Origin of the sequence: Kribbella sp. NBC_00382 (genome assembly GCF_036067295.1) — a bacterium.
Lineage (GTDB): Bacteria > Actinomycetota > Actinomycetes > Propionibacteriales > Kribbellaceae > Kribbella.
This window is the reverse complement of record NZ_CP107954.1, coordinates 3,859,419-3,885,648: the sequence shown is the minus strand read 5'-3', so window position 1 is coordinate 3,885,648 and position 26,230 is coordinate 3,859,419. Positions and strand designations below refer to the sequence as shown.

Annotated in this window: 26 protein-coding genes; 14 read left to right on the top strand and 12 right to left on the bottom strand. The window is 67.9% G+C overall.

Features of this window, described 5'->3' with window-relative positions:
* Positions 1-85: 85 nt before the first annotated feature.
* Positions 86-682 (top strand): uridine kinase family protein, encoded by a 597-nt coding sequence (locus OHA70_RS19015; RefSeq protein ID WP_328334389.1) that lies wholly within the window; start codon positions 86-88, stop codon positions 680-682.
* Here the strand turns inward: OHA70_RS19015 and OHA70_RS19010 are convergent, their stop codons facing one another.
* Positions 683-1,645 carry a LysR family transcriptional regulator gene (locus tag OHA70_RS19010; protein WP_328334387.1) on the bottom strand — a complete coding sequence of 321 codons (963 nt, stop codon included), beginning with the start codon at positions 1,643-1,645 and terminating at the stop codon, positions 683-685.
* 126 nt (positions 1,646-1,771) lie between these two features.
* On the opposite strand from OHA70_RS19010, the gene OHA70_RS19005 reads away from it, so the two are divergent.
* A complete protein-coding gene (locus OHA70_RS19005; protein WP_328334385.1) occupies positions 1,772-4,072 on the top strand; it encodes a M9 family metallopeptidase in 2,301 nt (766 codons plus the stop codon).
* A gap of 128 nt (positions 4,073-4,200) precedes the next feature.
* The gene (locus tag OHA70_RS19000; RefSeq protein ID WP_328334383.1) at positions 4,201-4,881 is read left to right on the top strand and encodes a hypothetical protein; all 681 of its coding nucleotides are present in this window, start codon (positions 4,201-4,203) and stop codon (positions 4,879-4,881) included.
* 3 nt (positions 4,882-4,884) lie between these two features.
* On the opposite strand, the gene OHA70_RS18995 is transcribed toward OHA70_RS19000, so the two are convergent.
* The 6 genes from OHA70_RS18995 to OHA70_RS18970 all read right to left on the bottom strand — a co-directional run bounded on the left by OHA70_RS18995 (position 4,885) and on the right by OHA70_RS18970 (position 11,785).
* Entirely contained in the window at positions 4,885-6,165 is a 1,281-nt protein-coding gene (locus OHA70_RS18995; RefSeq protein WP_328335159.1) for a thymidine phosphorylase, read from the bottom strand.
* A complete protein-coding gene (locus tag OHA70_RS18990) occupies positions 6,162-6,569 on the bottom strand; it encodes a cytidine deaminase (protein WP_328334381.1) in 408 nt (135 codons plus the stop codon). The genes OHA70_RS18995 and OHA70_RS18990 overlap by 4 nt, the downstream gene beginning before the upstream one ends.
* Positions 6,547-7,836 (bottom strand): ABC transporter permease, encoded by a 1,290-nt coding sequence (locus OHA70_RS18985; RefSeq protein ID WP_328334379.1) that lies wholly within the window; start codon positions 7,834-7,836, stop codon positions 6,547-6,549. The genes OHA70_RS18990 and OHA70_RS18985 overlap by 23 nt, the downstream gene beginning before the upstream one ends.
* Positions 7,833-9,041 carry an ABC transporter permease gene (locus OHA70_RS18980; RefSeq protein WP_328334377.1) on the bottom strand — a complete coding sequence of 403 codons (1,209 nt, stop codon included), beginning with the start codon at positions 9,039-9,041 and terminating at the stop codon, positions 7,833-7,835. Before OHA70_RS18980 ends, OHA70_RS18985 begins: the two co-directional genes overlap by 4 nt.
* On the bottom strand, positions 9,042-10,592 hold the full coding sequence (locus OHA70_RS18975; protein WP_328334375.1) for an ABC transporter ATP-binding protein: 1,551 nt from the start codon (positions 10,590-10,592) through the stop codon (positions 9,042-9,044). It abuts the gene before it with no gap.
* Positions 10,593-10,705: 113 nt separating this feature from the next.
* A complete protein-coding gene (locus OHA70_RS18970; protein ID WP_328334373.1) occupies positions 10,706-11,785 on the bottom strand; it encodes a BMP family lipoprotein in 1,080 nt (359 codons plus the stop codon).
* 322 nt (positions 11,786-12,107) lie between these two features.
* Between OHA70_RS18970 and OHA70_RS18965 the strand changes: the two genes are divergently transcribed.
* Together OHA70_RS18965 and OHA70_RS18960 are read left to right on the top strand one after the other, a co-directional pair.
* A complete protein-coding gene (locus tag OHA70_RS18965; protein WP_328334371.1) occupies positions 12,108-12,608 on the top strand; it encodes a ThuA domain-containing protein in 501 nt (166 codons plus the stop codon).
* Positions 12,609-12,623: 15 nt separating this feature from the next.
* Positions 12,624-13,811 carry an amidohydrolase gene (locus OHA70_RS18960; RefSeq protein ID WP_328334369.1) on the top strand — a complete coding sequence of 396 codons (1,188 nt, stop codon included), beginning with the start codon at positions 12,624-12,626 and terminating at the stop codon, positions 13,809-13,811.
* On the opposite strand, the gene OHA70_RS18955 is transcribed toward OHA70_RS18960, so the two are convergent.
* Positions 13,808-15,388, bottom strand: a complete 1,581-nt coding sequence (locus tag OHA70_RS18955; protein WP_328334367.1) for an acyl-CoA mutase large subunit family protein — start codon at positions 15,386-15,388, stop codon at positions 13,808-13,810. The two genes, OHA70_RS18960 and OHA70_RS18955, sit on opposite strands and share 4 nt — an antisense overlap.
* Positions 15,389-15,529: 141 nt before the next feature.
* On the opposite strand from OHA70_RS18955, the gene OHA70_RS18950 reads away from it, so the two are divergent.
* Together OHA70_RS18950 and OHA70_RS18945 are read left to right on the top strand one after the other, a co-directional pair.
* Positions 15,530-16,678, top strand: a complete 1,149-nt coding sequence (locus tag OHA70_RS18950; RefSeq protein ID WP_328334365.1) for a glycosyltransferase family 4 protein — start codon at positions 15,530-15,532, stop codon at positions 16,676-16,678.
* Entirely contained in the window at positions 16,675-17,778 is a 1,104-nt protein-coding gene (locus tag OHA70_RS18945) for a glycosyltransferase (protein ID WP_328334363.1), read from the top strand. The genes OHA70_RS18950 and OHA70_RS18945 overlap by 4 nt, the downstream gene beginning before the upstream one ends.
* Here OHA70_RS18945 and OHA70_RS18940 read toward each other — a convergent pair.
* Complete coding sequence (locus OHA70_RS18940) at positions 17,775-18,596, bottom strand: MBL fold metallo-hydrolase (RefSeq protein ID WP_328334361.1); 822 nt, start codon at positions 18,594-18,596, stop codon at positions 17,775-17,777. The genes OHA70_RS18945 and OHA70_RS18940 overlap by 4 nt on opposite strands.
* A 220-nt stretch (positions 18,597-18,816) precedes the next feature.
* On the opposite strand from OHA70_RS18940, the gene sdhC reads away from it, so the two are divergent.
* From sdhC to OHA70_RS18910, 6 genes are all read left to right on the top strand, one after another.
* Positions 18,817-19,197: a succinate dehydrogenase, cytochrome b556 subunit gene (gene sdhC / locus OHA70_RS18935; protein ID WP_328334359.1), complete on the top strand. Its 381-nt coding sequence runs from the start codon at positions 18,817-18,819 to the stop codon at positions 19,195-19,197.
* A 2-nt stretch (positions 19,198-19,199) separates the two neighbouring features.
* Complete coding sequence (locus tag OHA70_RS18930; RefSeq protein WP_328334357.1) at positions 19,200-19,655, top strand: succinate dehydrogenase hydrophobic membrane anchor subunit; 456 nt, start codon at positions 19,200-19,202, stop codon at positions 19,653-19,655.
* Positions 19,656-19,667: 12 nt separating this feature from the next.
* On the top strand, positions 19,668-21,410 hold the full coding sequence (sdhA, locus tag OHA70_RS18925; RefSeq protein WP_328334355.1) for a succinate dehydrogenase flavoprotein subunit: 1,743 nt from the start codon (positions 19,668-19,670) through the stop codon (positions 21,408-21,410).
* On the top strand, positions 21,410-22,114 hold the full coding sequence (locus tag OHA70_RS18920; RefSeq protein WP_328334353.1) for a succinate dehydrogenase iron-sulfur subunit: 705 nt from the start codon (positions 21,410-21,412) through the stop codon (positions 22,112-22,114). Before sdhA ends, OHA70_RS18920 begins: the two co-directional genes overlap by 1 nt.
* Positions 22,115-22,195: 81 nt before the next feature.
* Positions 22,196-22,705 carry an RNA polymerase sigma factor gene (locus OHA70_RS18915; RefSeq protein ID WP_328334351.1) on the top strand — a complete coding sequence of 170 codons (510 nt, stop codon included), beginning with the start codon at positions 22,196-22,198 and terminating at the stop codon, positions 22,703-22,705.
* Positions 22,698-23,906: a WD40/YVTN/BNR-like repeat-containing protein gene (locus OHA70_RS18910; RefSeq protein ID WP_328334349.1), complete on the top strand. Its 1,209-nt coding sequence runs from the start codon at positions 22,698-22,700 to the stop codon at positions 23,904-23,906. The genes OHA70_RS18915 and OHA70_RS18910 overlap by 8 nt, the downstream gene beginning before the upstream one ends.
* On the opposite strand, the gene OHA70_RS18905 is transcribed toward OHA70_RS18910, so the two are convergent.
* Positions 23,903-24,328 carry a DUF2000 domain-containing protein gene (locus tag OHA70_RS18905; RefSeq protein WP_328334347.1) on the bottom strand — a complete coding sequence of 142 codons (426 nt, stop codon included), beginning with the start codon at positions 24,326-24,328 and terminating at the stop codon, positions 23,903-23,905. The genes OHA70_RS18910 and OHA70_RS18905 overlap by 4 nt on opposite strands.
* 59 nt (positions 24,329-24,387) lie before the next feature.
* Complete coding sequence (locus OHA70_RS18900; protein ID WP_328334345.1) at positions 24,388-25,218, bottom strand: M55 family metallopeptidase; 831 nt, start codon at positions 25,216-25,218, stop codon at positions 24,388-24,390.
* 23 nt (positions 25,219-25,241) lie between these two features.
* On the opposite strand from OHA70_RS18900, the gene OHA70_RS18895 reads away from it, so the two are divergent.
* Positions 25,242-26,036 (top strand): helix-turn-helix transcriptional regulator, encoded by a 795-nt coding sequence (locus tag OHA70_RS18895; RefSeq protein ID WP_328334343.1) that lies wholly within the window; start codon positions 25,242-25,244, stop codon positions 26,034-26,036.
* Here OHA70_RS18895 and OHA70_RS18890 read toward each other — a convergent pair.
* Positions 26,008-26,229, bottom strand: a complete 222-nt coding sequence (locus OHA70_RS18890; RefSeq protein ID WP_328334341.1) for an SCO4848 family membrane protein — start codon at positions 26,227-26,229, stop codon at positions 26,008-26,010. The genes OHA70_RS18895 and OHA70_RS18890 overlap by 29 nt on opposite strands.
* Position 26,230 lies beyond the last annotated feature (1 nt).

The following is a 26,230-nucleotide window of genomic DNA, read 5'->3' as shown; positions in this document are numbered from 1 at the left end:
TTGTTACCGCGTAGGTGGGCTGTCTGTGAGCTGGGATGTGTATGGGGTGGGCCAGGGTCTGGCCGGGCGGTGGGAGAATCCTCGGGTGAGTGCTCGGGTGGTGTTGCTGGCGGGGCCTTCGGGGGCTGGGAAGTCGCGGCTTGCGGAGAATGTCGGGTTGCCGGTGGTGCGGCTCGATGACTTCTATCGGGACGGGGATGACGCGGCGATGCCGCGGTCACCGTTGGGGATTGTGGATTGGGATGATCCGGGGTCCTGGGACGGGGAGCGGGCCGTCGCGGCGTTGGAGTTGCTGTGCGCAACGGGTGCGGCGGACATGCCGGTTTATGACATCGCGGCGGATGGGACCGTCGGGCATCGGCCTGTGGAGACAGGTGGGGCGCCGTTGGTGGTTGCTGAGGGCATCTTTGCTGATCAGATCGTCGGGGCGTTGCGGGAGCGTGGGTTGCTGGCTGCGGCGATCTGTGTGCGGCATCACCGGATCGTCACCTTCGTACGCCGGTTCCAGCGCGATCTGCGGGAGCATCGAAAGCCGCCGTTCACCCTGCTGCGGCGGGGATTGCTGTTGCTGAAAGACGATCCGCGAGTGGTGAAGCGCTGTGTCGACGCCGGCTGCGAGCCCTTGCATCCCAAGGCGGCTCGACGGCGGATCACGGATCTCCTTGCCACCGTCGCCGGCTGATCAACTCGTTCTGGGGTGGACTTCGGGGTGGGTTTTCCACCAGGGGGCGTAGGTGGGGCTGCGGAGGGCGTGGTCGGTGTAGGACGTGGCTATGGCCAGGTAGGTGGATTCGATTTGGTCTTCGGTTAGGCGGGGGCGGCGCCAGGCCAGGATCAGGCGGCCGCGTAGGGGGTCGCCGGTTAGGCGGCGGATGGATAGGCCGGGGGCGCCTGCGGAGGTGGGTTCGACTAGTTGGACGGCTCGGCCGGATTGGACTAGTTGGCGGCCGCCGCCGCTGGGGGCTTCGTAGCGGATCTTGGGGGTGAAGCCGGCTCGGCGGCAGGCGGCGCGGAGGGAGGCTAGAGAGCCGTCGTCGGCGCCGGGTGGGCTGATCCAGGATTCGTTGGCCAGTTCGGCGAGGTTGATCTCCTCGCGGGCGGCCAGCGGGTGGCTCGAGGTCAGAGCGATGAAGAACGGCAGGCGGGGAAGGATTGTGCGCTGGGCTAGGTCGGGCGCGAGTGGGACGTCGTGGTCGTCGCTCATGCCGATCACGGCCAAGTCGGAACGGTGGTGTGCCAGCGACTGGGCGAGGCTGATGGCGGATGGGTCGACCTGGACGGTGAGCTCTACCGGGGACAGGGCTGACTGGACGCGCTCGACGATGGTGCCTACGCATTCCATGTGCGCGGTACCCATGTGCAGCAAAGCCGGCCCGGCAGCGGCGGCCAGGGTGAGGTCGCCGGCGAAGGAGTCGATGTCGGCCAGTACCAGGCGAGCGCGTTGCAGGGCGCGTTCCCCCAGTGGAGTGGGCCGTACGCCGGTACGGGCGCGTTCGAACAGTTGGCCGCCGAGCGAGCGTTCGAAGCGCTGCAGGAGGCCGGTCAGCGCCGGCTGGGAGATCCCGAGTCGTGCGGCGGCTCGTGTCACGCTGCCCGCCTCGGCGATCGCACAAATCGCCCGCAGGTGGCGGATCTCGGGATCCATAACGTGAGGCTATCGCCGTTGGGATGACCGGGGAACGGCTCGCGGTGGCACGCTCCGAGAACGTTGCGGACCCCCGCCGCCCACCGTAGCCACGCAGTTCGCGTGCCGCCCCCGGAGGACAACCTGATGAAAACCCCACGGCTCCAACGATTACGGCGACAGACCCTGGTACTCCCCCTCGCCGCCGTCATCGCCCTGACCGGCATCGCCCTCAACACCGGTCCGGGACAAGCAGCAACAACCACAGCTCCAGTCAGCGCGGCAGTCGCTCCCGGACCCAGCGGCCCAGCGTCAGCGGGCGACGAGCCGGCACACGCGACCGATGCGAGGCTGCCGGTCAACCAGCGGCCGCCGCTGCCCGCCTCGAAGCACGAACTGCGGCGCGACTACGACGTACCGGCAAAGGTCACCGCCAAGCCCCGGCCGTCCATGCAAGACCGCAAAGCCGCAGCGGCGACCTGCAACGTCGCAGACTTCACCAGCCGCACCGGCCAAGCTCTGGTGAACCAGATCAAGGCGTCGACGACCGATTGCGTGAACACGCTGTTCAACCTGACCGGCACGGATGCGTACAACGCATTCCGCGAGGCTCAGATGACCAGCGTCGCGTACGCCCTGCGGGACAACGGCTCCAGCTACCCCGGCAACAATTCGACCGGTACCGCCCAACTGACCCTGTACCTCCGCGCCGGCTACTACGTGCAGTGGTACAACCCGTCGACCGTCGGCACCTACGGCCCGACGCTGCGTACCGCGATCCAGTCGGGCCTGGACTCCTTCTTCGCCAACTCGCACGCCTTCGACGTCAGCGATGCCAACGGCGAGACCCTCGCCGAGGCGATCACGCTGATCGACAGCTCGGCGCAGAACGCCCGCTACCTGTCCGTCGTGAAGCGAATGCTGACCGGCTACAACAACTCGTACAACACGTCGTACTGGATGCTCAGCGCGGTCAACAACGTCTACAACGTCTTGTTCCGTGGGCACCAGGTGCCGGAGTTCGTGACGGCAGTACAGGCCGACCCGAGCGTCATCGACACCCTGTACTCCTTCGCGTCCAGCCACAAGGATCTGCTGTCCGGCGACCAGAGCTACCTGACCTCGAACGCCGGTCGTGAACTCACCCGGTTCCTCCAGTACTCCGCCCTGCTGGCCAAAGTGCGTCCGCTCGCGAAGGGCCTGCTCACGCAGACGTCGTTGCAGGGCCCGACCGCACCGCTGTGGGTCGGCGTCGCCGAGCTGGCCGATTACTACGACAAGGCCAACTGCACGTACTACGACATCTGCAACCTGCAAGCCAAGCTGCTCGCGGTGGTGCTGCCGGTCAACCACACCTGCAGCTCGACCCTGCGCATCCGGGCCCAGGAGATGACCGCCGCCCAGCTCGCGTCGAGCTGCAGCAGCCTGGCCAGCCAGGATGCCTACTTCCATGGCATCGTCGCCGACCCCGGCCCGGTCGCCAACGACCGCAACACCAGCCTGGAGGTGATCGTCTACAACTCCAGTACCGACTATCAGACCTACGCCGGGGCGATGTGGGGCATCGACACGAACAACGGCGGGATGTACCTCGAGGGCGACCCGGCCGCGGTCGGCAACCAGGCCCGCTTCATCGCCTACGAGGCCGAGTGGCTGCGCCCGACCTTCGCGATCTGGAACCTCAACCACGAGTACACCCACTACCTCGACGGTCGCTTCGACATGGCCGGCGACTTCAACGCCGGGGTCACCACCCCAACGATCTGGTGGATCGAGGGGTTCGCCGAGTACGTGTCCTACTCCTACCGCAACGAGACCTACACCGCGGCGATCACCGAGGCTGCCCGGCGTACGTACTCGCTCAGCACGCTGTTCGGTACCACCTACAGCAACGACACCACGCGGATCTACCAGTGGGGCTACCTGGCCGTGCGCTACATGCTGCAGTCACATCGCAGCGACATGACCACCGTCCTGAACTACTACCGGTCGGGCAACTGGAACGCCGCAGCCAGCTACCTCAGCTCCACCATCGGCAACCGGTACGACGCTGACTGGTACAGCTGGCTGTCCGCGTGCGGGGCCGGGAACTGTGGCGGCGGAGGCGGTACGACCTTGCCCGAGTGCACCGCCGCCGATGTCCGTGTCCTGGGCAAGAACTGCCAACGCGCCAACCGGGGCACGACCACCGGCAACTACGACTACTTCTACATCAACCTGCCGGCCGGCACGGCGCAGCTGCAGATCGCCACCAGCGGCGGTACCGGCAACTGTGATCTCTACTACAACAAGAGCACCTGGGCGACCACCACCGCCTATACCCAACGGTCGACCGCCACCGGCAACGCCGAGTCGATCACGGTCACCAATCCGCCCGCGGGCTACAGCTACATCAGCCTCTCCGGCACAACCGGCTGCAACGGCGTCACTGTCAGCAGCCGCTACTGATCGTTCGTTCCCTCTGCGTGGGCTCAACAGCGCGCGTCCATGCGGAGGGAACGAACTCCGTACTTTGCCTGGCGTTCACCTTTGTCTGGTGGGCTCACGGTGTAATCCCCTGACCCTGCGGAGGAATCGTGAGGCGAGTCGCGCCCGGTGTTGCCGCGGTGGTGTGCGTTGGGCTGGTGGTGCTGACCGGTTGTGGCAATGACGCCGGTGCGTCGACGGCGCCGGTTGGGGCGAACCAGCCGGCCGATGCGGCAGCGGGTGCTCCGGCGCCGGCCGCCGTCAGTGGGTTGGCCGGGCTGGCCGTAGTACCGGATGGGTTCTTGAAGGGGGCTCCGGGAGAGCCGTCGCAGGAGACCGGGCCGTTCACTCGGCAGAGCTTCGTGGACACGTTGTCGGCTTCGCCTGCTGAGGATCTTGCGCTGCTGCTGAACGCGGGGTGCAAGGAGGGCTACCAGACGTTCCGGTCGAGCCAGGATCGGCGCAAGCGGGTGACGGTGCAGTTGTTCAAGGCGGCTACGGCGGCCAAGGCCCGTGACCTGCAGAAGGGGTTCTGGGCCCAGGACGAGCACACCAAGCCGTTCGTAGTACCGGGTGTGAAGGGCGCGTTGACCGACGCGCAGACCGGAGTCATCGGGGTCACCGGTCAGATCGAGGCGGTCGCGGAGGCGAGCATCACGGTCGGCGCGCTGGTCGCCGAGGTCACCGTCAGCCAGAGCGGCACGCTCGAGAAGACGCCGGTACCCGACGTCAAGCTCGCCACGACGATGCTCCAGCTGCAGTACAAGCGCCTGACCACCAAGTCAGGCTGATCGTCAGGCGGTGATGCGGTCGATCACCAACGGGGTCGGGGTGTAGGAGTCGGCGATCGTGACCGCGTCGGTCAGGGACTCCAGGGCGCGCTCGAAGCGGGTTGAATCGTCGGCGTGCAAGGTGAGGAGGGGCTGGCCCTCGGTGACCTGGTCGCCTGGCTTGGCGTGCAGCTCCACGCCGGCGACTGCCGACACCGGGTCTTCCTTGCGGGCGCGACCGGCGCCGAGGCGCCAGGCGGCTACGCCGACGGACAGCGCGTCCAGGCGGGAGAGGACGCCGGAGGTCGTTGCCTTGACTACGTGTTGTTCGGGGGCGATGGGGAGAGCCGCGTCGGCGTCGCCGCCTTGGGCTTCGATCATTCGGCGCCAGGCGTCCATGGCGGTGCCGTCGCGGAGCTTCTCGGCGGGGTCGACGTCGGTGACGCCTGCGGCTGCGAGCATTTCGACTGCCAGAGCGACAGTCAGTTCGATGACGTCAGCGGGGCCGCCGCCGGCGAGGACCTCGACGGATTCTCTGACCTCCAAGGCGTTTCCGGCGGTCAGGCCGAGAGGCGTCGACATGTCGGTGAGCAGGGCAACGGTCTTCACTCCGGCATCAGTGCCCAGGGCAACCATGGTGGAGGCCAGTTCCCGGGCGTCGGCCAGGTCCTTCATGAAGGCGCCGGTGCCGACCTTCACGTCCAGGACGAGGGCGCCGGTACCTTCGGCGATCTTCTTACTCATGATGGAGCTGGCGATCAGCGGGATCGCCTCGACCGTGCCGGTGACGTCGCGCAGGGCGTAGAGCTTCTTGTCGGCGGGGGCCAGGCCGTCGCCTGCGGCGCAGATGACCGCGCCGACGTCCTCGAGTTGGCGCATCATCTCGTCATTGGAGAGAGCGGCCCGCCAGCCGGGGATCGACTCGAGCTTGTCCAACGTACCGCCGGTGTGGCCGAGGCCTCGGCCGGACAGCTGCGGTACTGCGACGCCGCACGCCGCTACCAAAGGGGCCAGCGGCAACGTGATCTTGTCGCCGACTCCACCGGTGGAGTGCTTGTCCGCGGTCGGCCGGGACAGCTTGGCGAAGTCCATCCGCTCACCGGAGGCGATCATCGCTGCGGTCCAGCGGGCGATCTCGCGGCGGTTCATCCCGTTCAGGAGGATGGCCATCGCCAGCGAGGACATCTGCTCGTCGGCGACCGTTCCCTTGGTGTAGGCGTCGATCACCCAGTCGATCTGGCCGTCGCTCAACTCGCCCTTGTCCCGCTTGGTGCGGATGACGTCTACCGCGTCGAAAGACACTATTCCTCCAGTCGTTCCGGCCCGAACGCGTCGGGCAGTAGCTCGCGCAGGGGGCGGCTACCGGTGGCGGACTCGACCAGCAGGGTCGGTCCGCCGTGCTCGTGCAGCAGTTGACGACAGCGGCCGCACGGCGTGAGCAGTTGCTCGTTGTGGTCCACGCAGGTGAACGCGATCAGCCGGCCGCCACCGGTGCGGTGCAACTCCGAGACCAAACCGCACTCGGCACACAGAGTGAGGCCGTAGGAGGCGTTCTCAACGTTGCATCCGGCAATGATTCGTCCGTCGTCGACCAGTGCTGCGGCGCCGACCGGGAAGCCCGAGTACGGCGCATAGGCGCGGCGCATGGCCTGCACTGCCGCGAGGCGCAGCGCAGGCCAGTCGACCTCATTCGGTGACGTAGGGCTCACCGTCCGCCTTGGGTGCTCTCACTCGGCCGACCAGGCCGGCGACGGCGATCACCGTGGCCAGGTACGGCGCCATCAGCAACAATTCGCCGGGGATCGGGGTCTGGATGATCTGCAGCTGGGACTGGAGCTGGGTGGCGAAGCCGAAGAAGAGCGCCGCGACCATCGCGCCGATCGGATGCCAGCGGCCCATGATCAGCGCGGCCAGCGCGATGAACCCGTTGCCCGCGGTCATGTCCTTGTTGAACGATCCGGCGTACCCGACGGTGAAGAACGCGCCGCCGAGGCCGGCCAGGATGCCGGCCCAGAGCACCGCGGAGTACCGGACCCGCTTGACCTTGATGCCGACCGTGTCGGCCGCCTTCGGGTGCTCGCCGACCGCGCGGACCCGCAGGCCCCAGCGGGTCTGGAACAGGACGAAGGTGACCACGGCGACCGCGATGTAGGTCAGGTAGACGAGCACGGTCTGGTGGAACAGGATCGGCCCGAAGAACGGGATGTCGCCGAGCACCGGGATCTTCACCGCGGACAGCACGTGCGGCGTGTTCAGCGAGGCAGCGTCCTCCTGCAGGAACTGGTCGTACAGGTAGCCGGTGAGGCCGGAGGCGAAGACCACCAGGACGACACCGAGCACCACCTGGTTCACCAGGTACTTGATGGAGAACACGGCCAGCAGCGCGGCCATCAGTACGCCGGTCAAGGCGGCCGCGATCAACGCGGCGACCGAGCTGCCCGTAGTACTGGAGACGACAGCCGCCGTGAAGGCGCCGACCAGGAACTGGCCCTCGATCGCGATGTTGATGACACCCGCGCGCTCACACAGCACACCGGCCAGCGCGCCGAGGACCAGCGGGGTGGCGAAGTTCAGCGTGCCCTGGAACTGGTTGGCCAGCGGGAAGGTCTTGCCCGCGGCGGCCCAGCAGAGGAACGCACCGATGAAGGCGACACCCAGTACCGCGGCCAGCCAGCCCGCGTACTTCGTCGGCACCCGGCGCATCACGTACGCCACGGCGGCCAGCAGCCCGAGCACACCGAGCAGGATGCCGACCGGTTGCGCCGGTACGCCGACCAGGTTGTGCTCCAGATCGCCGGACACCAACTGGAAGGTGGCCTTGCCGCCCTTGGTGCCGATCGCCAGCCCCAGCCCGATCAGGGCGAAGACGACCATCAGGCCACCGACCCGCAACCGGCGGGTCCGCTCGGCCGGCGCCTCGATCGCCACAGCGGCGGTCGAGTCCTGCGGCCGGTCGTCGATCTCGGTCGAACTCATCCGTTCCAGCCTTTCGCGAGGACGGCTCCGATGCCGCGTTCCTTCGGCAGGAACCGGAAGATCGAGCGCACCAGCGCCGGGGCGGCGACGAAGAGCACGATCACAGCCTGCAGCACGGTGGTCAGGGTCAGCGGCGTCTGGGTCTGCAACTGCATCTGCAGACCGCCCGCGTTGAGAGCGCCGAAGAGCAGACCGGCCAGCACCGTGCCGAGCGGCGTACCGCGGCCGAGCAGCGCCACGGTGATGGCGTCGAAGCCGACCGAGGCTGCCACGCCATCAGTGAGTGGCAGGTCGGTGCCGAGCACCTGCTGGGTGCCCGCGAGCCCGGCCAGCGCACCGGCCACCACCATCGCGATGATGTACGCCCGGCCGACCGACATGCCCGCCGTCCGGGACGCGTCGGCGTTGGCGCCGACGGCGCGCAGCTCGAAGCCGACCGTCGAGCGGTTCAGCAGCCACCAGACGAAGCCGGCGGCGAGCAACGCGAGGATGAAGCCCAAGTGCAGCCGGGTACTACCGAACTGCGGGTACTGCGCGTTCGCGTCCACGACCGGGCTGATCGGGTCCTCCCGGCCGGGCCGCTTGAAGGTCGTTGTGGTCAGCAACCACTGCAGCAGGTAGATGGCGACGTAGTTGAGCATGATCGTGACGATCACCTCGTGCGCGCCGGTGCGGGCCTTGAGTAACCCGACCAGGCCACCCCACAGCGCGCCGCCGAGCAGGCCGGCCAAGATCGCCGCGATCAGGTGGATGCCGGGCGGCAGGTGCCAGGCGAAGCCGACCAGGCCGGCCAGGATCGCGCCGATGATCAGCTGGCCCTGGGCGCCGATGTTGAACAGCCCGGTCCGGAACGCCAGCGAGACCGCCAGGCCGCCGCAGATCAGCGGGGTTGCCTGGGTCAACGACTCGCTGATCGGGTCGATGCCGCCCAGCGCGCCGGTGGCCAGCGCCTGGTACGAGTTGCCGACGGCACTGAAGGCTGCCGAGAAGGTGTCCATCGGCGCGGCGCCGAAGTACCCGACGGCGGTCTTCACACCGTCGTCGCCGATGACGATCAAGATGGCGCCGACCAGCAGCGCCAGCACGATCGCGCTCAGCGAGACCAGGCTCTGGACCGCCCAGCCCGGCAGCGGCCGGCGGGCCGGCTTCGCCGGCCGCGGCTCGGCCGGCACCGGAGCCGGCTCGGTAGTTGTGTCGATACTCATCTAGATGGTTCCCAACGTCGTGGGGTTCTCGATCGCGACTTCGTGCGCCTCGGTCCGGGAGGCGCCGGCCATCATCAGGCCGAGCTCGTCGCGGGGCGTGTCGGACGGGACGACGCCGACCACCTTGCCGCGGTACATCACCGCGACCCGGTCGGACAGGGCGGCGATCTCGTCCAGTTCGGTGGAGACGATCAGTACGGCGGTGCCGTGGTCGCGTTCCTCGACGATCCGGGTGTGCAGGAACTCGATCGAGCCGACGTCGACACCACGGGTGGGCTGCGAGGCGACCAGCAGCTTCAGCGGCCGGGACAGCTCCCGGGCCAGTACGACCTTCTGCTGGTTACCGCCGGACAGCGACGAGACGGGCTGGTCGGCGCCCTGGGTGCGGATGTCGAACTCCTCGATCCGCGCGGTCGCGTTCTTCTCGATCTCGTCGGTGTGCAGCATCAGGCCCTTGCCGAAGGGCTCCTGCCGGAACAGGTCGAGGACCAGGTTCTCGGCGACGCTGAACGGGCCGACGAAGCCGTCGTGGCCGCGGTCCTCGGGGACGTAGCCGATGCCGGCGTCGAGGCGTTCCCGGGTGGAGACCCCGGTGAGGTCCTTGCCGTCCAGCGAGATGCTGCCGGCCGCGATCGGGGTCAGCCCGAGCAATGCCTCGGCGAGCTCGGTCTGACCGTTGCCCTGGACACCGGCCACCGCGAGGATCTCGCCGCTGCGGACTTCGAGGTCGACGTTGTCGACGGCGGTGAAGCCGCGCTCGTCGATCACCGTCAGGCCGCTGATCCGGAGTACGGCGTCGCCTGGTTGGGCGGGCTCCTTGTCGACCACCAGGTCGACCGCGCGGCCGACCATCATCTCGGCCAGCGCTTCCTCGGTCTCGGCCGGATCGGCCTGGCCGACCACCTTGCCGCGGCGGATCACGGTGATCTTGTCCGCGATCGCCTTGACCTCTTTGAGCTTGTGGGTGATGAAGACGATCGAGGTGCCGTTCTCCTTGAGCTGGCGCATCACGGTGATCAGCTCGTCGATCTCGGCCGGGGTGAGCACCGCGGTCGGCTCGTCCAGGATCAGCACCTTGGCGTCGTTGGTGAGCGCCTTGATGATCTCCACCCGCTGCTGGACGCCGACCGGGATGTCCTCGACCAGCGCCTCGGGGTCGACCTCGAAGCCGTACCGCTCGGACAGCTCGGTGACCAGCGCGTCGGCCTTCTTGCGGTCCAGCACGCCGCCACCGCGGGTGTTCTCCCGGCCGAGCATGATGTTCTCGGCGACGGTGAAGACCGGGATCAGCATGAAGTGCTGGTGGACCATCCCGATGCCGTGGTTGATCGCGTCGCTCGGCGAGGTGATCGCGACCTTCTCGCCGTCGATCAGGATCTCGCCGGAGTCGGGCTGGAGCAGCCCGTAGAGCATGTTCATCAGGGTCGACTTGCCGGCCCCGTTCTCACCGAGCAGGCAGTGGATCTCGCCCGGCTCGATCACCAGGTCGATCTGATCGTTGGCGACCAGGGAACCGAAACTCTTGGTCAGACCTGAGAGCTCTAGATGCATGCGGGCATGCCCCCTTCGAAATGACTACGGCATTCAGACGGCGAGCCAGGAAGACGGCCCCTGAGGGGGCCGGCTTTCCTGGCTCGCACCGTACTACTAAGTCGTGCTGGGGATCAGGAGGCCTTCGGCTGCGCCTTCGACTCCAGCACGATCTTGCCGCTGATGATGTCAGCCTTGATCTGGTCCAGCTCGGTCTTCAGCTCGGCCGGAACCTTGCTGTCGAAGTCGTGGAACGGCGCCAGCGCGGTGCCGCCGTTCTCCAGCGTGCCGATGAACTGCTTGTTGTCGAACTTGTTGTCGACGACGGAGGTGATCGCGTCCTGGACGGCGACGTCCATGCCCTTCTTGACGCTGGAGATCAGCACCGAGCAGTACTCCGCGGCGCTGACGCAGCCGTCGGTGTCGACCCAGATGGCGTTGACCTTGCCGTTGGTCGCCTGAGCTGCCTGCAGTCCGCCCAGACCGGACGGGCCGGCCACCGGGAAGATGATGTCGGCGCCCTGGGTGATCAGGTTCTGGCCGGTGTTCTTGCCCTTGGCCTTGTCCTCGAAGTCACCGGTGAACAGACCGGCCTGCTTGGCGTCGTCCCAGCCGAGCACCTGGACGTTCTTCGACTTCTGCTTGTTGTAGTAGCGCACGCCCTCGGCGAAACCGTCCATGAAGATGGTCACCGGCGGGATCTTGACGCCACCGAAGGTGCCGACCTTGCCGCTCTTGGACATCCCGGCGGCCAGGTAGCCGGCCTGGAAGCTGGACTGGGCGGTGTTGAAGCCCAGCGGCTTGATGTTCTCGATCGGCTTGGCCGGGGCCGAGTCGACGATCGCGAACTTGATGCTCGGGTTGGCCGTGGCCGCCTTGTCGGTGGCGTCCTCCAGCTTGAAGCCGACGGCGACGATCACGTTGCACTTGGCGGCGACCATCGCGGTCATGTTGGTCGGGTAGTCGTTGTCCGACTTCGACTCGGCCTTGACCGGGGTCAGCCCCTTCGCCTTGACGGCGGCCTGGAAACCTTCGTACGACGTCTGGTTGAACGACTTGTCGTCGAACCCACCCGAGTCGGAGACCATGCAGGCCTTGAAGTCCTTGTTGGCGTCGCCCCCACCGGCGGTGTTCTCAGCCGGCTTGCTGCCACAAGCGGCGACGGCGAGCGTCAGCACGCCCACGATCGCCAGTCCCCGCACGTACTTCTTCACCGGATGTCTCCTTTGTCGACCAAGATCTGTCACCGGCACACCTTCCCAGGTGCCGCATCCGCAGACTATAGGTGCGAGTCCGGGCTTGGTAGAACGGTAAAAGGGCCTCGATACCGGAAAGTGACCGGCCGGAGTGGCATTGCAACGAAACTTCTGCTGACCGCCGCAGCCTTGTCACGGAGCGTCACCCTAATATAGTTGAACTCTAAACTTCTTTCATCCTTGCGACCCGTGGCATCCGCTGCCGGAGACTTCGGCCAGGCTGGCCGGGGTCCTGGGCGGTGCCGACCTCGTCAGTACGCCGGACGAGCTGGCGAGCAAGTTGGCAGGGGCCGCGCTGCTTGTGGTCAACGCGAGTGCGAATCGCGAGGGCCCGACGCCGGCTGACCAGCAGTTCGGGCGGCTGGTCGAGGGGTTCCTGGCCAGGGGCGGTGGGCTGCTCGCGGTGCACAGCTCGACGATCGCGTTCCCGGGGCTGCAGAGCTGGCATCAGACGGTCGGGGCGATCTGGGAACAGGGCAAGACGTTCCATCCGCCGTTGGAGCGCACGCTGGTCCGGCGTACTGAGGTGAAGCACCCGATCGCTGACGGGCTGGGCGACTTCTGGGTGGAGGACGAGCGGTACACGGATCTCCTGCTCGTCGATGGGATCGAGGCGCTCTACGAGCACACCCACGAGGGTGTGACGCACCCGTTGCTGTGGGCCCGTGAGGTCGGCGGCGGACGAGTTGTTTACGACGCATTGGGCCATGACGAGCGCTCGTACGACGCCCCAGAACGGGTCGAGTTGCTGCGACGCAGTGCCGGATGGCTGCGTGGGTGATGCGAGGATTGCGGGATGACGACTTCGCACAGCCTGCGTATTGCCGACGTGAAGGCCCGCGTCGACGAGGTGCGGGACGAGGCAGTCGCGGTACGCCGTGACCTGCACGCCCACCCCGAACTCGGCTGGCACGAAGTCCGTACGACGGAGCTCCTCGCGCGCCGGCTCACCGAGGCCGGGCTCTCGCCTCGCGTGCTGCCGACCGGTACCGGGCTGATCTGCGACATCGGCTCCGGCGACACCTGCGTGGCGCTGCGGGCCGACATCGACGCGTTGGCGGTGCCGGATGCGGTGGAGGCGCCTTGGCGGTCGACCATCGACGGTACGGCGCACGCGTGCGGGCACGACGTCCATACGGCTGCTCTGCTCGGCGCCGGGCTCGTGCTCGCCGGGATGGCGCGCGATGGGTTGCTGGATCGGCGGGTCCGGCTGATCTTCCAGCCTGCTGAGGAGGTCATGCCGGGCGGTGCGCTCGGGGTGATCGCGGCGGGCGGGCTGGACGGCGTACGGCGGATCTTCGGCCTGCATTGCGATCCTCGTCTGCAGGTCGGTCAGGTCGGCTTGCGGACCGGCGCTTTGACGGCCGCCGCCGACCGGATCCTCGTCCGGCTGACCGGTCCGGGCGGACACACGTCGAGGCCTCATCTGACCGCGGATCTCGTGTACGCGTTGGCCACGCTCGTCACCGAGTTGCCGGCTGCGCTGTCGCGGCGGGTCGACCCTCGGGCTGGGATGTCGCTCGTGTGGGGGCGGATCACCTCGGGATCGGCCGCCAACGCGATCCCGTCGCGTGGTGAGGCGGAAGGCACGCTGCGCTGCCTGGACGTCAACGCATGGCGGCTCGCGGCCGAGTTGATCCCGACGCTCGCGGAGCAGCTCGTCGCGCCGTACGGGGTGGAGGTGGACACCGAGGTCACCCATGGCGTGCCGCCAGTGATGAACGATGCCGTCGCGATCGACGTGTTCCGCGCGGCCGTCGAGCAGACGATGGGATCCGGGGCGATCGCGCAGACGGATCAGAGCCTGGGTGGCGAGGACTTCGCCTGGTACCTCGAACATGTGCCCGGCGCGATGGCCCGCCTCGGCGTCCGTCCGATCGGCACCGAGACCGCCGCGGACCTCCACACGCCCGGCTTCGACCCTTCCGAGGACGCCATCGCCCTCGGAACGGCCGTACTGACTACCGCTGCCCTGCTGGACTAGAAGGTGTCGGCGGGGACGTACACGCCCCAGACCGCGCGAAGGGCGTTGCTGACCTCGCCGACCGTCGCGCGGGCCTTGAGCGCTTCCTTCATCGGGTAGAGGCAGTTGTCGTTGCCTCGGGCAGCGTTCTGGAGGTCGGTGAGGGCCTTGTCGACGGCTGCCTGATCGCGTTCAACGCGGAGCCTGGCGAGGCGCTCGACCTGCTGCGCCTCGATCAGCGGGTTCACCCGGAGCGGCTCGTAGGGCTCTTCCTCGGCCACGCGGTACTTGTTCAGCCCGACGACAACCCGCTCGGCCGAGTCGATCTCCTGCGCGATCCGGTACGCCGACCGCTCGATCTCCTGTTTCTGGAAGCCCTTCTCGATCGCCGCGACCGCGCCGCCGAACTCCTCGACCTGGTCCATCAGCTCGCGCGCAGCCGCCTCGACCTCATCGGTCAGTGACTCGACGACGTACGAGCCGGCGAACGGATCGACGGTCGCGGTGATGTCGGTCTCGTACGCGAGCACCTGCTGGGTGCGCAACGCGAGCCGGGCCGCCTTCTCGGTCGGTAGCGCGATCGCTTCGTCGTACGAGTTGGTGTGCAGCGACTGGGTGCCACCGAGCACGGCGGCCAGGCCCTGGATCGCGACCCGGACCAGGTTGACCTCGGGCTGTTGTGCGGTCAGCTGGACCCCGGCGGTCTGGGTGTGGAAGCGCAGCATCAGCGACTTGGGGTTCTTCGCGCCGAACTCGTCGCGCATCACCTGCGCCCAGATCCGGCGGGCCGCGCGGAACTTGGCGACCTCCTCGAGCAGGGTGGTGCGGGAGACGAAGAAGAAGCTCAGGCGCGGGGCGAAGGTGTCGACGTCGAGGCCGGCCGCGACCGCCGTCCGGACGTACTCGATCCCGTCGGCCAGCGTGAAGGCGATCTCCTGCGCGGGCGTCGCGCCGGCCTCGGCCATGTGGTAGCCGGAGATCGAGATCGTGTTCCAGCGCGGCAGTTCGGTCTGGCAGTACGCGAAGATGTCGCTGATCAGCCGCAGCGACTCCTTCGGCGGGTAGATGTAGGTGCCGCGGGCGATGTACTCCTTCAGCACGTCGTTCTGGATCGTGCCGGTGAGCTTGTCGCCGGAGACGCCCTGCTCCTCCGCGACGAGTTGGTAGAGCAGCAACAGCACCGAGCCGGGCGCGTTGATCGTCATCGAGGTGGAGACCTGGTCCAGCGGGATCCGGTCGAACAGCACCCGCATGTCGTCGATCGAGTCGATCGCCACCCCGACCTTGCCGACCTCGCCGGAGGCGATCTCCGCGTCGGAGTCGTAGCCCATCTGGGTCGGCAGGTCGAAGGCGACCGACAGTCCCATCGTGCCGGCGTCGATCAGCTGGTGGTACCGCTGGTTCGACTCGGCGGCGGTGCCGAACCCGGCGTACTGCCGCATCGTCCACGGCCGTTGGGTGTACATGGTCGGATAGACGCCCCGGGTGAACGGATACTCCCCCGGTGCGCCCAGCTTCTCCGCTGCGTCGAACCCTTCGAGCTTGTCCGGCCCGTAGACCGCCTCGAAGTCCCATCCCGACTCGGTCTGATGACTCATCCCTCAACCGTAGGCCGAACCACCCCACCACTGGTATGCACCGGGCTGGTGAGATCCAGCACCCTTTGTTGTCGACAGGCGATCCACGCCGTGTCACGGGAGTGTCGCCCAGGGTTCATGCGGGGTCGGGAACCTCACAGTGTGCGCATAGTGATGGTCGCCGAGTCCTTCCTGCCGCAGATCAATGGTGTGGCGAACACAGCTCGCCACGTCGCCGATCGGCTGCTGGCCCACGGGCACCAGCTGCTGATCATCGCCGCCGGGCCCGGGCCCGACACGTACCAGGGCGTCCGGGTGATCCGGGCCCGCAGCTTCGGGATCCCCGGCTACAAGGAGTTCCCGGTCGGGCTGCCCGACCCGGCGATCGAACGCGCGATGGCGGACTTCAAGCCGGACCTCGTTCACCTGGCGTCCCCCTTCATCATCGGCGCGTACGGGCTGCGCAGCGCGCGCCGGCTCGGGCTGCCGACGGTGGCGATCTTCCAGACCGACCTGGCCGCGTTCGCCCGGCAGTATCCGTGGTTCGCGAAGGCGGATCGGGGGATCACGGCCTGGATCCGGCGGGTGCACTCGCGGGCGGATCGCACGTTGGCGCCGTCGTCAGCGTCGGTCGCTCAGCTGGTACAGGCTGGGGTACCGCGCGTGCACACCTGGGGCCGCGGGGTGAACCTCGACCTGTTCGACCCGGCCAACCGCGACGAGCGCTGGCGCCGGGAGATCTCGCCGGACGGCAAGCCGATCGTCGGGTACGTCGGCCGGCTGGCCGCGGAGAAGAAGGTCAAGCGGCTGGCCGAGCTGGACGGGCTGGACTGTCAGCTGGTGATCGTCGGCGACGGGCCGGACCGCGCGAGTCTGGAGCATGCATTGCCCAACGCAACGTTCCTGGGGATGCGCCGCGGTACCGACCTGGCCTCGATCTTCGCCGGGCTGGACGTCTTCGTGCACACCGGTGAGCACGAGACCTTCTGCCAAACCATCCAGGAGGCGCAGGCCTCCGGGGTCGCGACGGTTGGTCCGGCCGCCGGCGGGCCGCTCGACCTGATCCGGCCGGGAGTGACGGGGTTGCTGTTCGAGCCCGGTCAGCCCGGATCGCTGCGGCAGGCGGTCGCGCAGATGCTGGACGACCCGATCCAGCGCCGAGCCATGGCGGATGCCGGGCAACGACGAGTACAGACAAGGACCTGGCCTGCTGTGGTTGACGACCTGGTGAACAAGCACTACGCCGAGGTGCTGCAAGAGGCTGCTGCCCAGGCTCTGCCCCGCGGATCACGCTCCCGGCGGGCCGCATGAATCTACGGATCGCGCAGCTGGCCAACTTCGTCGGACCGACCTCGGGCGGGATGCGGACCGCGATCGAGCATCTCGGCCAGGGGTACTGCGAGGCCGGTGCCGAGCGGATCCTGATCACGCCCGGCGAGCGGGACAGCGTGATCGAGACCGAGGTCGGCACGATCGTCCGGATGAAGGCGCCCAAGGTCGGCGGCGGCTACCGGCTCATCACCGACCCGTGGAAGGTGATCGAGACGCTGGAGCGCTTCCGGCCGACCACCGTCGAGATCTCCGACAAGTCCACTTTGTTGCCGGTGGCAAGGTGGGCGCGGAAGAACGAGATCGGCTCGGTGCTGTTCAGCCACGAGCGTCTCGACGCGATGCTGTCGTTGCGGACCGGCCGCCAACTGGGTGTCGCCGCGGGCGTCGGTGCGCTGTATCGGCTGCTCAGCCGGACGTACGACGCTGTCGTGGTGACGTCTCGTTACGCGGCGGCCGAGTTCGACGAGGTCACCACGCCACTCGTCCGGATCCCGCTCGGCGTCGACCTGGAGACCTTCCACCCGTCGTTGGCCACGCCTGCGGACGACGGCGTACTGAAGCTCGTACACGCCGGGCGGTTGTCCCGCGAGAAGAGTCCGCACCTGGCGGTCGCCACCGCGGCCGAGTTGCACAAGCGGGGTGTGAAGCTGCGGATGGATGTCTACGGCTCCGGGCCGCACCTCGACGAGTTGATCGCGATCGCCGGCCGCGCGCCGATCACCTTCCACGGGTACGTCGACGGCCGGGTCAAGCTGGCCCGCCACTTGGCCGAGGCGGACATCGCGCTCTCGGTCTGCCCGGGCGAGACGTTCGGGCTCGCAGTACTGGAGGCGCTGGCGGCCGGTACGCCGGTAGTCACCGCCGACACTGGTGGAGCGCGGGAGCTGGTCGACGAGACCTGCGGCCGCTGGGGACGCCCGACGCCGGCAGCGCTTGCGGACGCAGTACTGGAGCTGGCCAAGGTCCCCGGCCGTAGAGCTGCGGCCCGTCAGCGGGCCGAGCTCTACGACTGGGACTCCTGCATCCAGCACATGCTCAACCTGCACACGCGTCTGGCGCTGAAACGCCTAGCGGCTTAGGTCAGATGGTCGTAGTCGCCACGCGCCCAGGCTGCGTGGCGATCGGCCGAGAACCGGACGACTGCCCGGGCATCGACGGGGATGGACGCCCCGAAGTTGCCGTACAGCCGGTCGTACTCGAAGACGTCCAAAGCTTTGGCGACCCGGTCGACGACGGCGCCGGACAGCGGGATGCGGTTCGGGTAGCTGCGCATGAAGCTCACCGACGTACGGTCCGGGTTGGCGAAGATGGTGTCGCCGGCCAGGATCACTCCCTTGCCCTCGGCCCCTTCCGCCCAGTGCACGACCGCGCTGCCCGCGAAATGACCGCCGGGCTGGATCAGCGTCACGCCCGGCAGCAGGTCGAGCGTGCCCGACCACGTCTTGATCGCCTCGTCGTCCCGCGCCACCCACTGCTTGTCGGCCTCCGACACATACACCGGCGCACCGCCGAGCCGCTTGCTCCACTCGACCTGTACGCCGTACATGTGCGGATGACTCGCGATGATCGCCTTCACCTCGCCCAGTGCCCGCACCTGCTCAACGGCCTCGTCGTCGAGGTACCCGATCGGGTCCCACAGCAGGTTGCCCTCAGCGGTCTGGACAACCATCGACTGCTGACCGATCCCGGCGCTCGGCGTCGAGGTCACCCCGTGCAGACCGGGCTCGACCTCCTTGACCTCCACCTTGTACCCGGCGGCGGACAGCGCCTCAAGCGTGGTCCAGTGCTGCCCGTCGGCCGGTACCCACTGCCGCTCGTCCGCGCAGATGGCACACACCTCGACCTGCTCGGAGTGCTCGACCGCACAGGTCTCACAGATCCAGAAACTCACTGACATCCCCTCCATCGTCGTCTCAGCTGACCCCACGCTAGGCCCGGAAAGGCTCTCCGAGAGCGATGTCACACGGGAGTGGGGCTGTGCGGGGGTGGGGCGGGGATACCATCAAGAACGGCCTGGTTCCCGCCGGGTCGAGCCGATCGCGGCCCCTTTGCTGAACCGACGCCCCGGAGTCGCCGCGCGTACCGGCTCTGGTCTGTCGTCCGATCGGAGGATCGGTTTGCCCAGCAAGCCAGTCGGCACCCTGTACCGCGGCCACGAGGGCATGTGGTCGTGGGTGGCGCATCGGATCACCGGCGTCGGGATCTTCTTCTTCCTCCTCGTGCACGTGCTCGACACCGCGCTGGTCCGGGTCTCCCCCGAGGCCTACAACGAGGTGATCGGCACCTACAAGAACCCGATCGTCGGCCTGATGGAGGTCGGCCTGGTCGGGGCCATCCTGTTCCACGCCTTCAACGGCATCCGGCTGATCCTGATCGACTTCTGGGCCAAGGGCCCGCGGCACCAGCGCAAGCTGATGATCGGCGTCGGCGTGGTCTGGGTGCTGTTGTTCGTGCCGTTCGTGATCCGGCACCTGAGCCACGTCTTCGGCGGGGAGTGACCATGTCCGAGATCGCAGCCCCGCGCTCCTCCAGCCGGTCCCGCTCACTCAAGGGCGGCGGCCGCAACCGTTCCGGCCAGACCAACTTCGAGCTCTACAGCTGGTTGTTCATGCGGCTGTCCGGCATCGCCCTGGTGGTGCTGGTCCTCGGCCACCTGTTCACCAACCTGATGCTCGGCGGCGGGATCACCGCGCTCGACTTCGGCTTCGTGGCCGGCAAGTGGGCCAACCCGCTGTGGCAGGTCTGGGACCTGCTGATGCTGTGGCTGGCGATGCTGCACGGCACCAACGGGATGCGCACGATCATCAACGACTACGCCGAGAAGGACCAGACCAGGTTCTGGCTCAAGGCGCTGCTGATCACCGCGGCGATCGTGATCGTCGTGCTCGGCACCCTGGTCATCTTCACCTTCGATCCCTGCCTCGACCCCAGCTCCACGCTGTCGGTCTGCAAGTAAGGACAGTTTCTTATGCAGCGCCACCAGTACGACGTGGTCATCGTCGGCGCGGGCGGAGCGGGTATGCGCGCCGCTCTGGAGTCCAGCAAGCGCACGCGGACCGCGGTGCTCACCAAGCTCTACCCGACCCGGTCGCACACCGGCGCGGCCCAGGGCGGCATGTGCGCCGCGCTGGCCAACGTCGAGGAGGACAACTGGGAGTGGCACACCTTCGACACCGTCAAGGGCGGTGACTTCCTGGTCGACCAGGACGCCGCCGAGGTGATGTGCCGCGAGGCCGTCGACGCGGTACTCGACCTTGAGAAGATGGGCCTTCCCTTCAACCGGACGGCCGAGGGCAAGATCGACCAGCGCTTCTTCGGCGGCCACACCCGCAACCACGGCGAGGCGGTCGTCCGGCGCTCCTGCTTCGCGGCGGACCGTACCGGCCACATGATCCTGCAGACGCTGTACCAGCAGTGCATCAAGCAGAACGTGGAGTTCTTCAACGAGTTCTACGTGCTCGACCTGCTGATGGTGGCCGGCAAGGCGACCGGCGTGGTCGCGTACGAGCTGGCCACCGGCGAGCTGCACATCTTCAGCGCCAAGTCGATCGTGTTCGCCTCCGGCGGCTTCGGCAAGGTCTTCCGGACCACGTCGAACGCGCACACGCTGACCGGCGACGGGATGGGCATCGTCTGGCGCAAGGGGCTGCCGCTGGAGGACATGGAGTTCTTCCAGTTCCACCCGACCGGCCTCGCCGGCCTCGGCGTACTGCTGTCGGAGGCCGCTCGGGGTGAGGGCGGAATCCTGCGGAACAGCGACAACGAGCGCTTCATGGAGCGGTACGCGCCGACGGTGAAGGACCTCGCGCCGCGCGACATGGTGGCCCGCGCGATGGCGAACGAAGTACGGGAAGGCCGCGGCTGCGGGCCCGACAAGGCCTACGTGATGCTCGACCTGACCCACCTCGAGCCGGCGCACATCGATGCCAAGCTGCCGGACATCACCGAGTTCGCCCGGACGTACCTGGGCGTCGAGCCTTATACCGAACAGATCCCGGTGTTCCCGACCGCGCACTACGCGATGGGCGGCATCCCGACGAACATCAAGGGCGAGGCGCTGGCCACCAACGAGGACGTCATCCCCGGCCTGTACGCCGCCGGCGAGGTCGCCTGCGTCTCGGTCCACGGCGCCAACCGGCTCGGCACCAACTCGCTGCTGGACATCAACGTGTTCGGCCGGCGGGCGGGGATCGCGGCCGCGGAGTACGCCGAAACAGCTGTTTTCGAAGAGTTGCCGCAGGCACCTGAAGCCTTCGTGGTCGACCTGATCGAGGGCATGCGCAATGCCACCGGCACCGAGCGGGTGGCCGCGATCCGGACCGACCTGCAGGCCACGATGGACATCAACGCGCAGGTGTACCGGACCGAGGGCTCGCTCAAGCAGGCGCTCAGCGACATCGAGGGCCTGAAGCAACGATTCGCCCAGGTTTCCGTGCAGGACAAGGGCAAACGGTTCAACACCGATCTGCTGGAGGCCGTCGAGCTGGGCTTCCTGCTCGACCTGGCCGAGGTACTGGTCGTGTCGGCGCTGGCCCGCAAGGAGTCCCGTGGCGGGCACTTCCGCGAGGATTACGACAAGCGTGACGACGTGAACTTCATGCGGCACACGATGGCCTACCGGTCGGTCGACGACGAGGGCAACGTGAACATCCGGCTGGACTACAAGCCGGTCGTACAGACCCGTTACAAGCCGATGGAGCGGAAGTACTGATGGACGTCAAGGTCAAGATCCTTCGGTACAACCCCGAGGTGCTCGACGAGAGCGAGTGGAAGACCTACTCGGTCACCTTGCAGCCGGGCGACCGGGTGCTCGACGCGCTGCACAAGATCAAGTGGGAGCAGGACGGCACGCTGACGTTCCGCCGGTCCTGCGCGCACGGCGTCTGCGGCTCGGACGCGATGCGGATCAACGGCCGCAACCGGCTGGCCTGCAAGACGCTGATCAAGGACCTGAACCCGGAGAAGGAGATCACCGTCGAGCCGATCAAGGGCCTGCCGGTGCTCAAGGACCTGGTCGTCGACATGGAGCCGTTCTTCGACGCGTACCGCTCCATCATGCCGTTCCTGGTCACCGACGGGCACGAGCCGAGCCGCGAGCGGATCCAGTCGCAGTCCGACCGGGAGCGCTTCGACGACACCACCAAGTGCATCCTCTGCGCCGCCTGCACGACGTCCTGCCCGGTCTTCTGGTCCGACGGCCAGTACTTCGGCCCGCAGGCGATCGTCGGCGCCCACCGGTTCATCTTCGACAGCCGCGACGAAGGTACCGAGCAGCGGCTGGAGATCCTGAACGACAAGGAAGGCGTCTGGCGCTGCCGCACCACCTTCAACTGCACCGAGGCCTGCCCCCGAGGCATCGAGGTCACCAAGGCCATCCAAGAGGTCAAGCGAGCCCTGATCTTCCGCCGGGTCTGATCCGGCTGCAACCGAACCCACTCGCCAGGAGTCGTTGAGGGAAAGCGACGAACCTGGGGAGTGGGATGGCTGGGGAACGGGATGGCTGAGGACGAATCGGTCCGGGAGCTGTACGAGGGGTGTTACCGGCGCCTGGTCGGGCAGCTGTTCGCGATCTGCGGCAACCGCGGTGAGGCCGAGGACGCCGTCCAGGAGGCGTTCGTCAAGGCGGTCGAGAAGCCGCGGCGGTTTGCTCAGGTCGACAACCCGGAGGCGTGGCTGCGTACGGTCGCTTTGAACGTACTGCGCAGCCGCTACCGCCGTGCCACCCGCTTCCACGGCCTGATCTCGCGGCAGGCCCTGGCACCGACGACCACCGCCGGCCTGTCCGCCGACCGGGTCGCCCTGGTCGAGGCGCTGCGACAGCTCCCGTACGAGATGCGCGAAGCGATCACGCTGCACCACATCGCCGACCTCCCGATCCGGGAGATCGCGGCCCAGCTCGGCGTCGCCGAAGGCACTATCAAAGCCCGGCTGTCCCGCGGCAGAGCCCGGCTGGCCCCGCTGGTCCACGAGTTCGCCGACGACGCCGAGGAGGTCGACCATGTCTGAGCTGAAGGATCTGTCCTGGGAAGTCCAGCAGGCGACCGAGCCGCTGCCTTTCGAAGCGCTCGAGCGCCGCGGGGTACGCCGCCGCCGGCGTCGGCAGGCGCTGGCGGGCGCAGGCGTCGTCATCGCGGTGACGATCGCCGTACTGGCCGCCGTCCTCCCCCTCGGCGACCTGACCGGCACCGAGAAGCCGCCGCCGGCCGCCACCACGCCGAGGCCGGTGGTCGTCGACCGAGCGGCCGAGGATCTGCTCCGCGGGGCCGACGCGCTGAGAGACGACGTCACCTTCGCGACCGCCACTCGCTGGGTAGCCACATGGAGCTCCAGCTACGCCGGAAAGCCGACCTACACGGCCGTGCTCAGTCGCGACGGGGTCCGGGCAACCGCGCCGGTTCAGGAGCGGCCGTACTCCGTACTGCGAACCGGCGACGAGACGATCGCGTTGCTCGGGCCGTCGGGAGACCCGTTCAGCAAGGACGACCCGAGCTGGCCCAGGACACTGATGGTCCGGCTTACCGAGCAGGGCGAGATCAAGGAACCGCTGCACTGGGCGGCCTCGACCACGACGTTCGGCACGAACGAGATCCTCACCGTCGACGCCACCAGGAAGAACACACTGCTGATCCTGAACCCGGACGAGAAGACCCTGCGCGTACTCGACATCTCGGACGCGAGCTTCGCCATGTCGCCGGTCCGGGACAGCACCGGCCGGTGGTGGCTGGTGGGCATGTCGGGTGCGGCGAGCTACGTCCTCTGGACCGACGACGGTGGCGGCACGTGGAGCAAGGTGTTGGTGGATGCCCACAACCCGGCCGCCGGGGTGTGGGTCAGCCCGGACGGCAACACCGTCGTCACCCAGTCAGTGGCCCCGGAGGAAGCCAACGGGCCGACGCCGTTGAGGCGGTCGACCGATCGCGGCCGGACCTGGACGACGGTCGGCACCGCGGATCGGTACCTGGTCAGAGGCCCGGTCGTGTTCGACGACGGCCGCGTCCTGCTGCTCGAGCCGCTGTCCGGAAAGACCTCCGCCAAGCTGTTCCTGCCGGACGGCGAGGTGGTCGGGCAGGCGCCCCGCAACCTCGACGAGTTGATCCGCGGCGATGGCGTGCTCTACGGCGTCATCCGTCCCTCGCCGGGCGATACGAACTCGGTCTTCACCAGCACCGACGACGGCACGACCTGGAAGAGGTTCGAGCCACGCTAGGGGTGCATGCGGGCGCCCTTGAGGATCTTGTCGACGGCGTTCTTAGGGCCGTGCAGGGCCAGGCCGACGAGGTCGAGCTGGCTCTGCTGGACCGCCTTGACCGCGGCGCGGTTGTCGCGGTCGTTGCCGGTGGCAAACAAATCCTGGGTGAAGACGGAGATGGTGAGGCCGCGGCTGAGGGCGCGCTGGTGAGCGGTCGACATCAGCTCTTTGGTGCCCTCGAAGACCAGCACGGGTTGCCGGAACATCGGCAGGTACTGGGTCCCGTCGGCGTCTTCGTAGGGCTCGCCCACCAACTCGGGGTTGGTCGCGGCGATGCCGCTGACGAGGAACGCGGTGACGTTCAGGCGTTGCCAGGTGGGGAGGTCGTCGCGGAGCAGGACGGCCAGCTTGGTGTCGAATCTGATCGGTTCGTTGTCCACAGGCTCAAATCTGCCTGCGACGGGCGGCCGGGGTCTTGTAGGTTTTTAACCGGGAGCTGTCAGCAGTACGGCGGGTTGGTGGTGATTGCGGTGGCGACGCGGAGGAAGAGGTTGAAGAGGCGGTAGAGGTCGGGCATCGGGGCCTCGACGAGGACTGTGCGGTCGTCGGTGCGGGTGACGCCGGGGATGGCCGGCAGGTGGGAGGCGACGGAGGCGTTCTGCCAGCGGACGGCCAGGCGGTGGGCGCTACGGCTTACCGTGGGGGTCGTCCGAGGGGTGCGGATAGCAGCCTCTACGCCAGCCTCGATGGCGGCGCGGGCCTCGGCGACTGGGACCAGTTGGGCGGCGAAGCGGTCTTTGGCGTACTTCACCGGGACGGTTGCCACCGATGAGTCCCACTCGGTCATTTCGGCGCAGGCGCTGTCGTCGCCGGTGAGGAGGGCCACCGGTACGCCGTACGCGGCGGCCGTCGCGTGCAGCAACCCGATCTCGCCGACCGGGCGATCGTCGAGCCAGATGTCCTCGATCTCGTGGCCCATGAAGCTGTGGCTGAGCACCCCGAGGATGCCCGCTCGCGCATGGAAGCCGACGCAGACGACGGCGTCGTACTCCGGGGTCAGCCCCTCGATCATCCCCATCGGCTTCGGCCGGCCCTTGATGAGCGTGACCCGGGGGTCGAGCTGGTCCGGCAGCAGGTTGCGCATCGGGCCGTGGGCGTCGTTGACCAGGACAGAGGACGCCCCGCCCGCGAAGGCCCCGCGAACGGCCGCATTGACGTCCTCGGTCATCATCACCCGGCCGCGTTCGTAGTCGCGCCCACCGGGCTGCACGTCCTCGGCGTCGACGAGCCCGGTGATGCCTTCCATGTCCGCGCTGACGTAGACCTTCATACCCCGAGCGTATGTTGGACGGCGTGAGCAGTGGTGCGCAGGTGAAGGCCTGGCGACCCTCGATGGACGGCGTCGTCGAGGTACTGCACGCCTACTTCCCGTCGCACGCGTACCCGAGCCACACGCACGACGCCTGGACCGTGCTGATCGTCGACGAGGGCGCGGTCCGGTACGACCTGGATCACCGCGAGCACGGGCTGGCGCAGGCGCAGGTCTCACTGCTGCCACCCAACGTCCCCCACGACGGCCGGTCGGTACGTCCGGAGGGCTTCCGCAAGCGGGTGCTCTACCTGGACCCGGATCGCCTCGGCGGAGCCGGCCTGGTCGGCGCAGCGGTCGACACCCCGGAGTACGTCGATCCCGTACTCCGGCACCGCCTCCACCAGCTCCACGGCGTGCTGGTCGACGGCCGCGAAGACCTGGAGGCGCAGAGCAGACTCACCCTGATCGAGGAGCGCCTGCAACAGCACCTGCGCCAGCAGGTTGTCGACCCGCCGGGCCGTCGGGACGCAGGCGTCGCCACCAAGCTGCGTGAGGTGCTCGACGGGCACCTGCCCAGCGGGATCAGCCTCGACGAGGCGTCGAAGCTGGTGCACGCGCACCCGGCGCACCTGGTCCGCGCGTTCAGCCGGGAGTACGGGATGCCGCCGCATCGCTACCTGACCGGGCGGCGGGTGGAACTGGCCAGGCGCTACCTACTCGAGGGCCGCCCGGCCGCGGAGGTCGCCGTACTGGCCGGGTTCTACGACCAGTCGCACCTGAACCGGCACTTCCGCAAAATGCTGGGGATCAGCCCTTCGCAGTTCGCGCGCTCTTGAGCGCCTGCACGCCCCACTTGCCGAGCACGGCCGCGATCACCAGGTTCACCACGATCAGCACGGTGTGCGCGATGTAGTACCCCTTCGGCCGGCCTTCCGTGCCGGCCAGGTTCTTGATGAACGTCACGTAGGTGACGACGTTCCAGACGGCGATACCGATCAGGACCAGAGCATGCTTGCGTTCGAGCTTCACC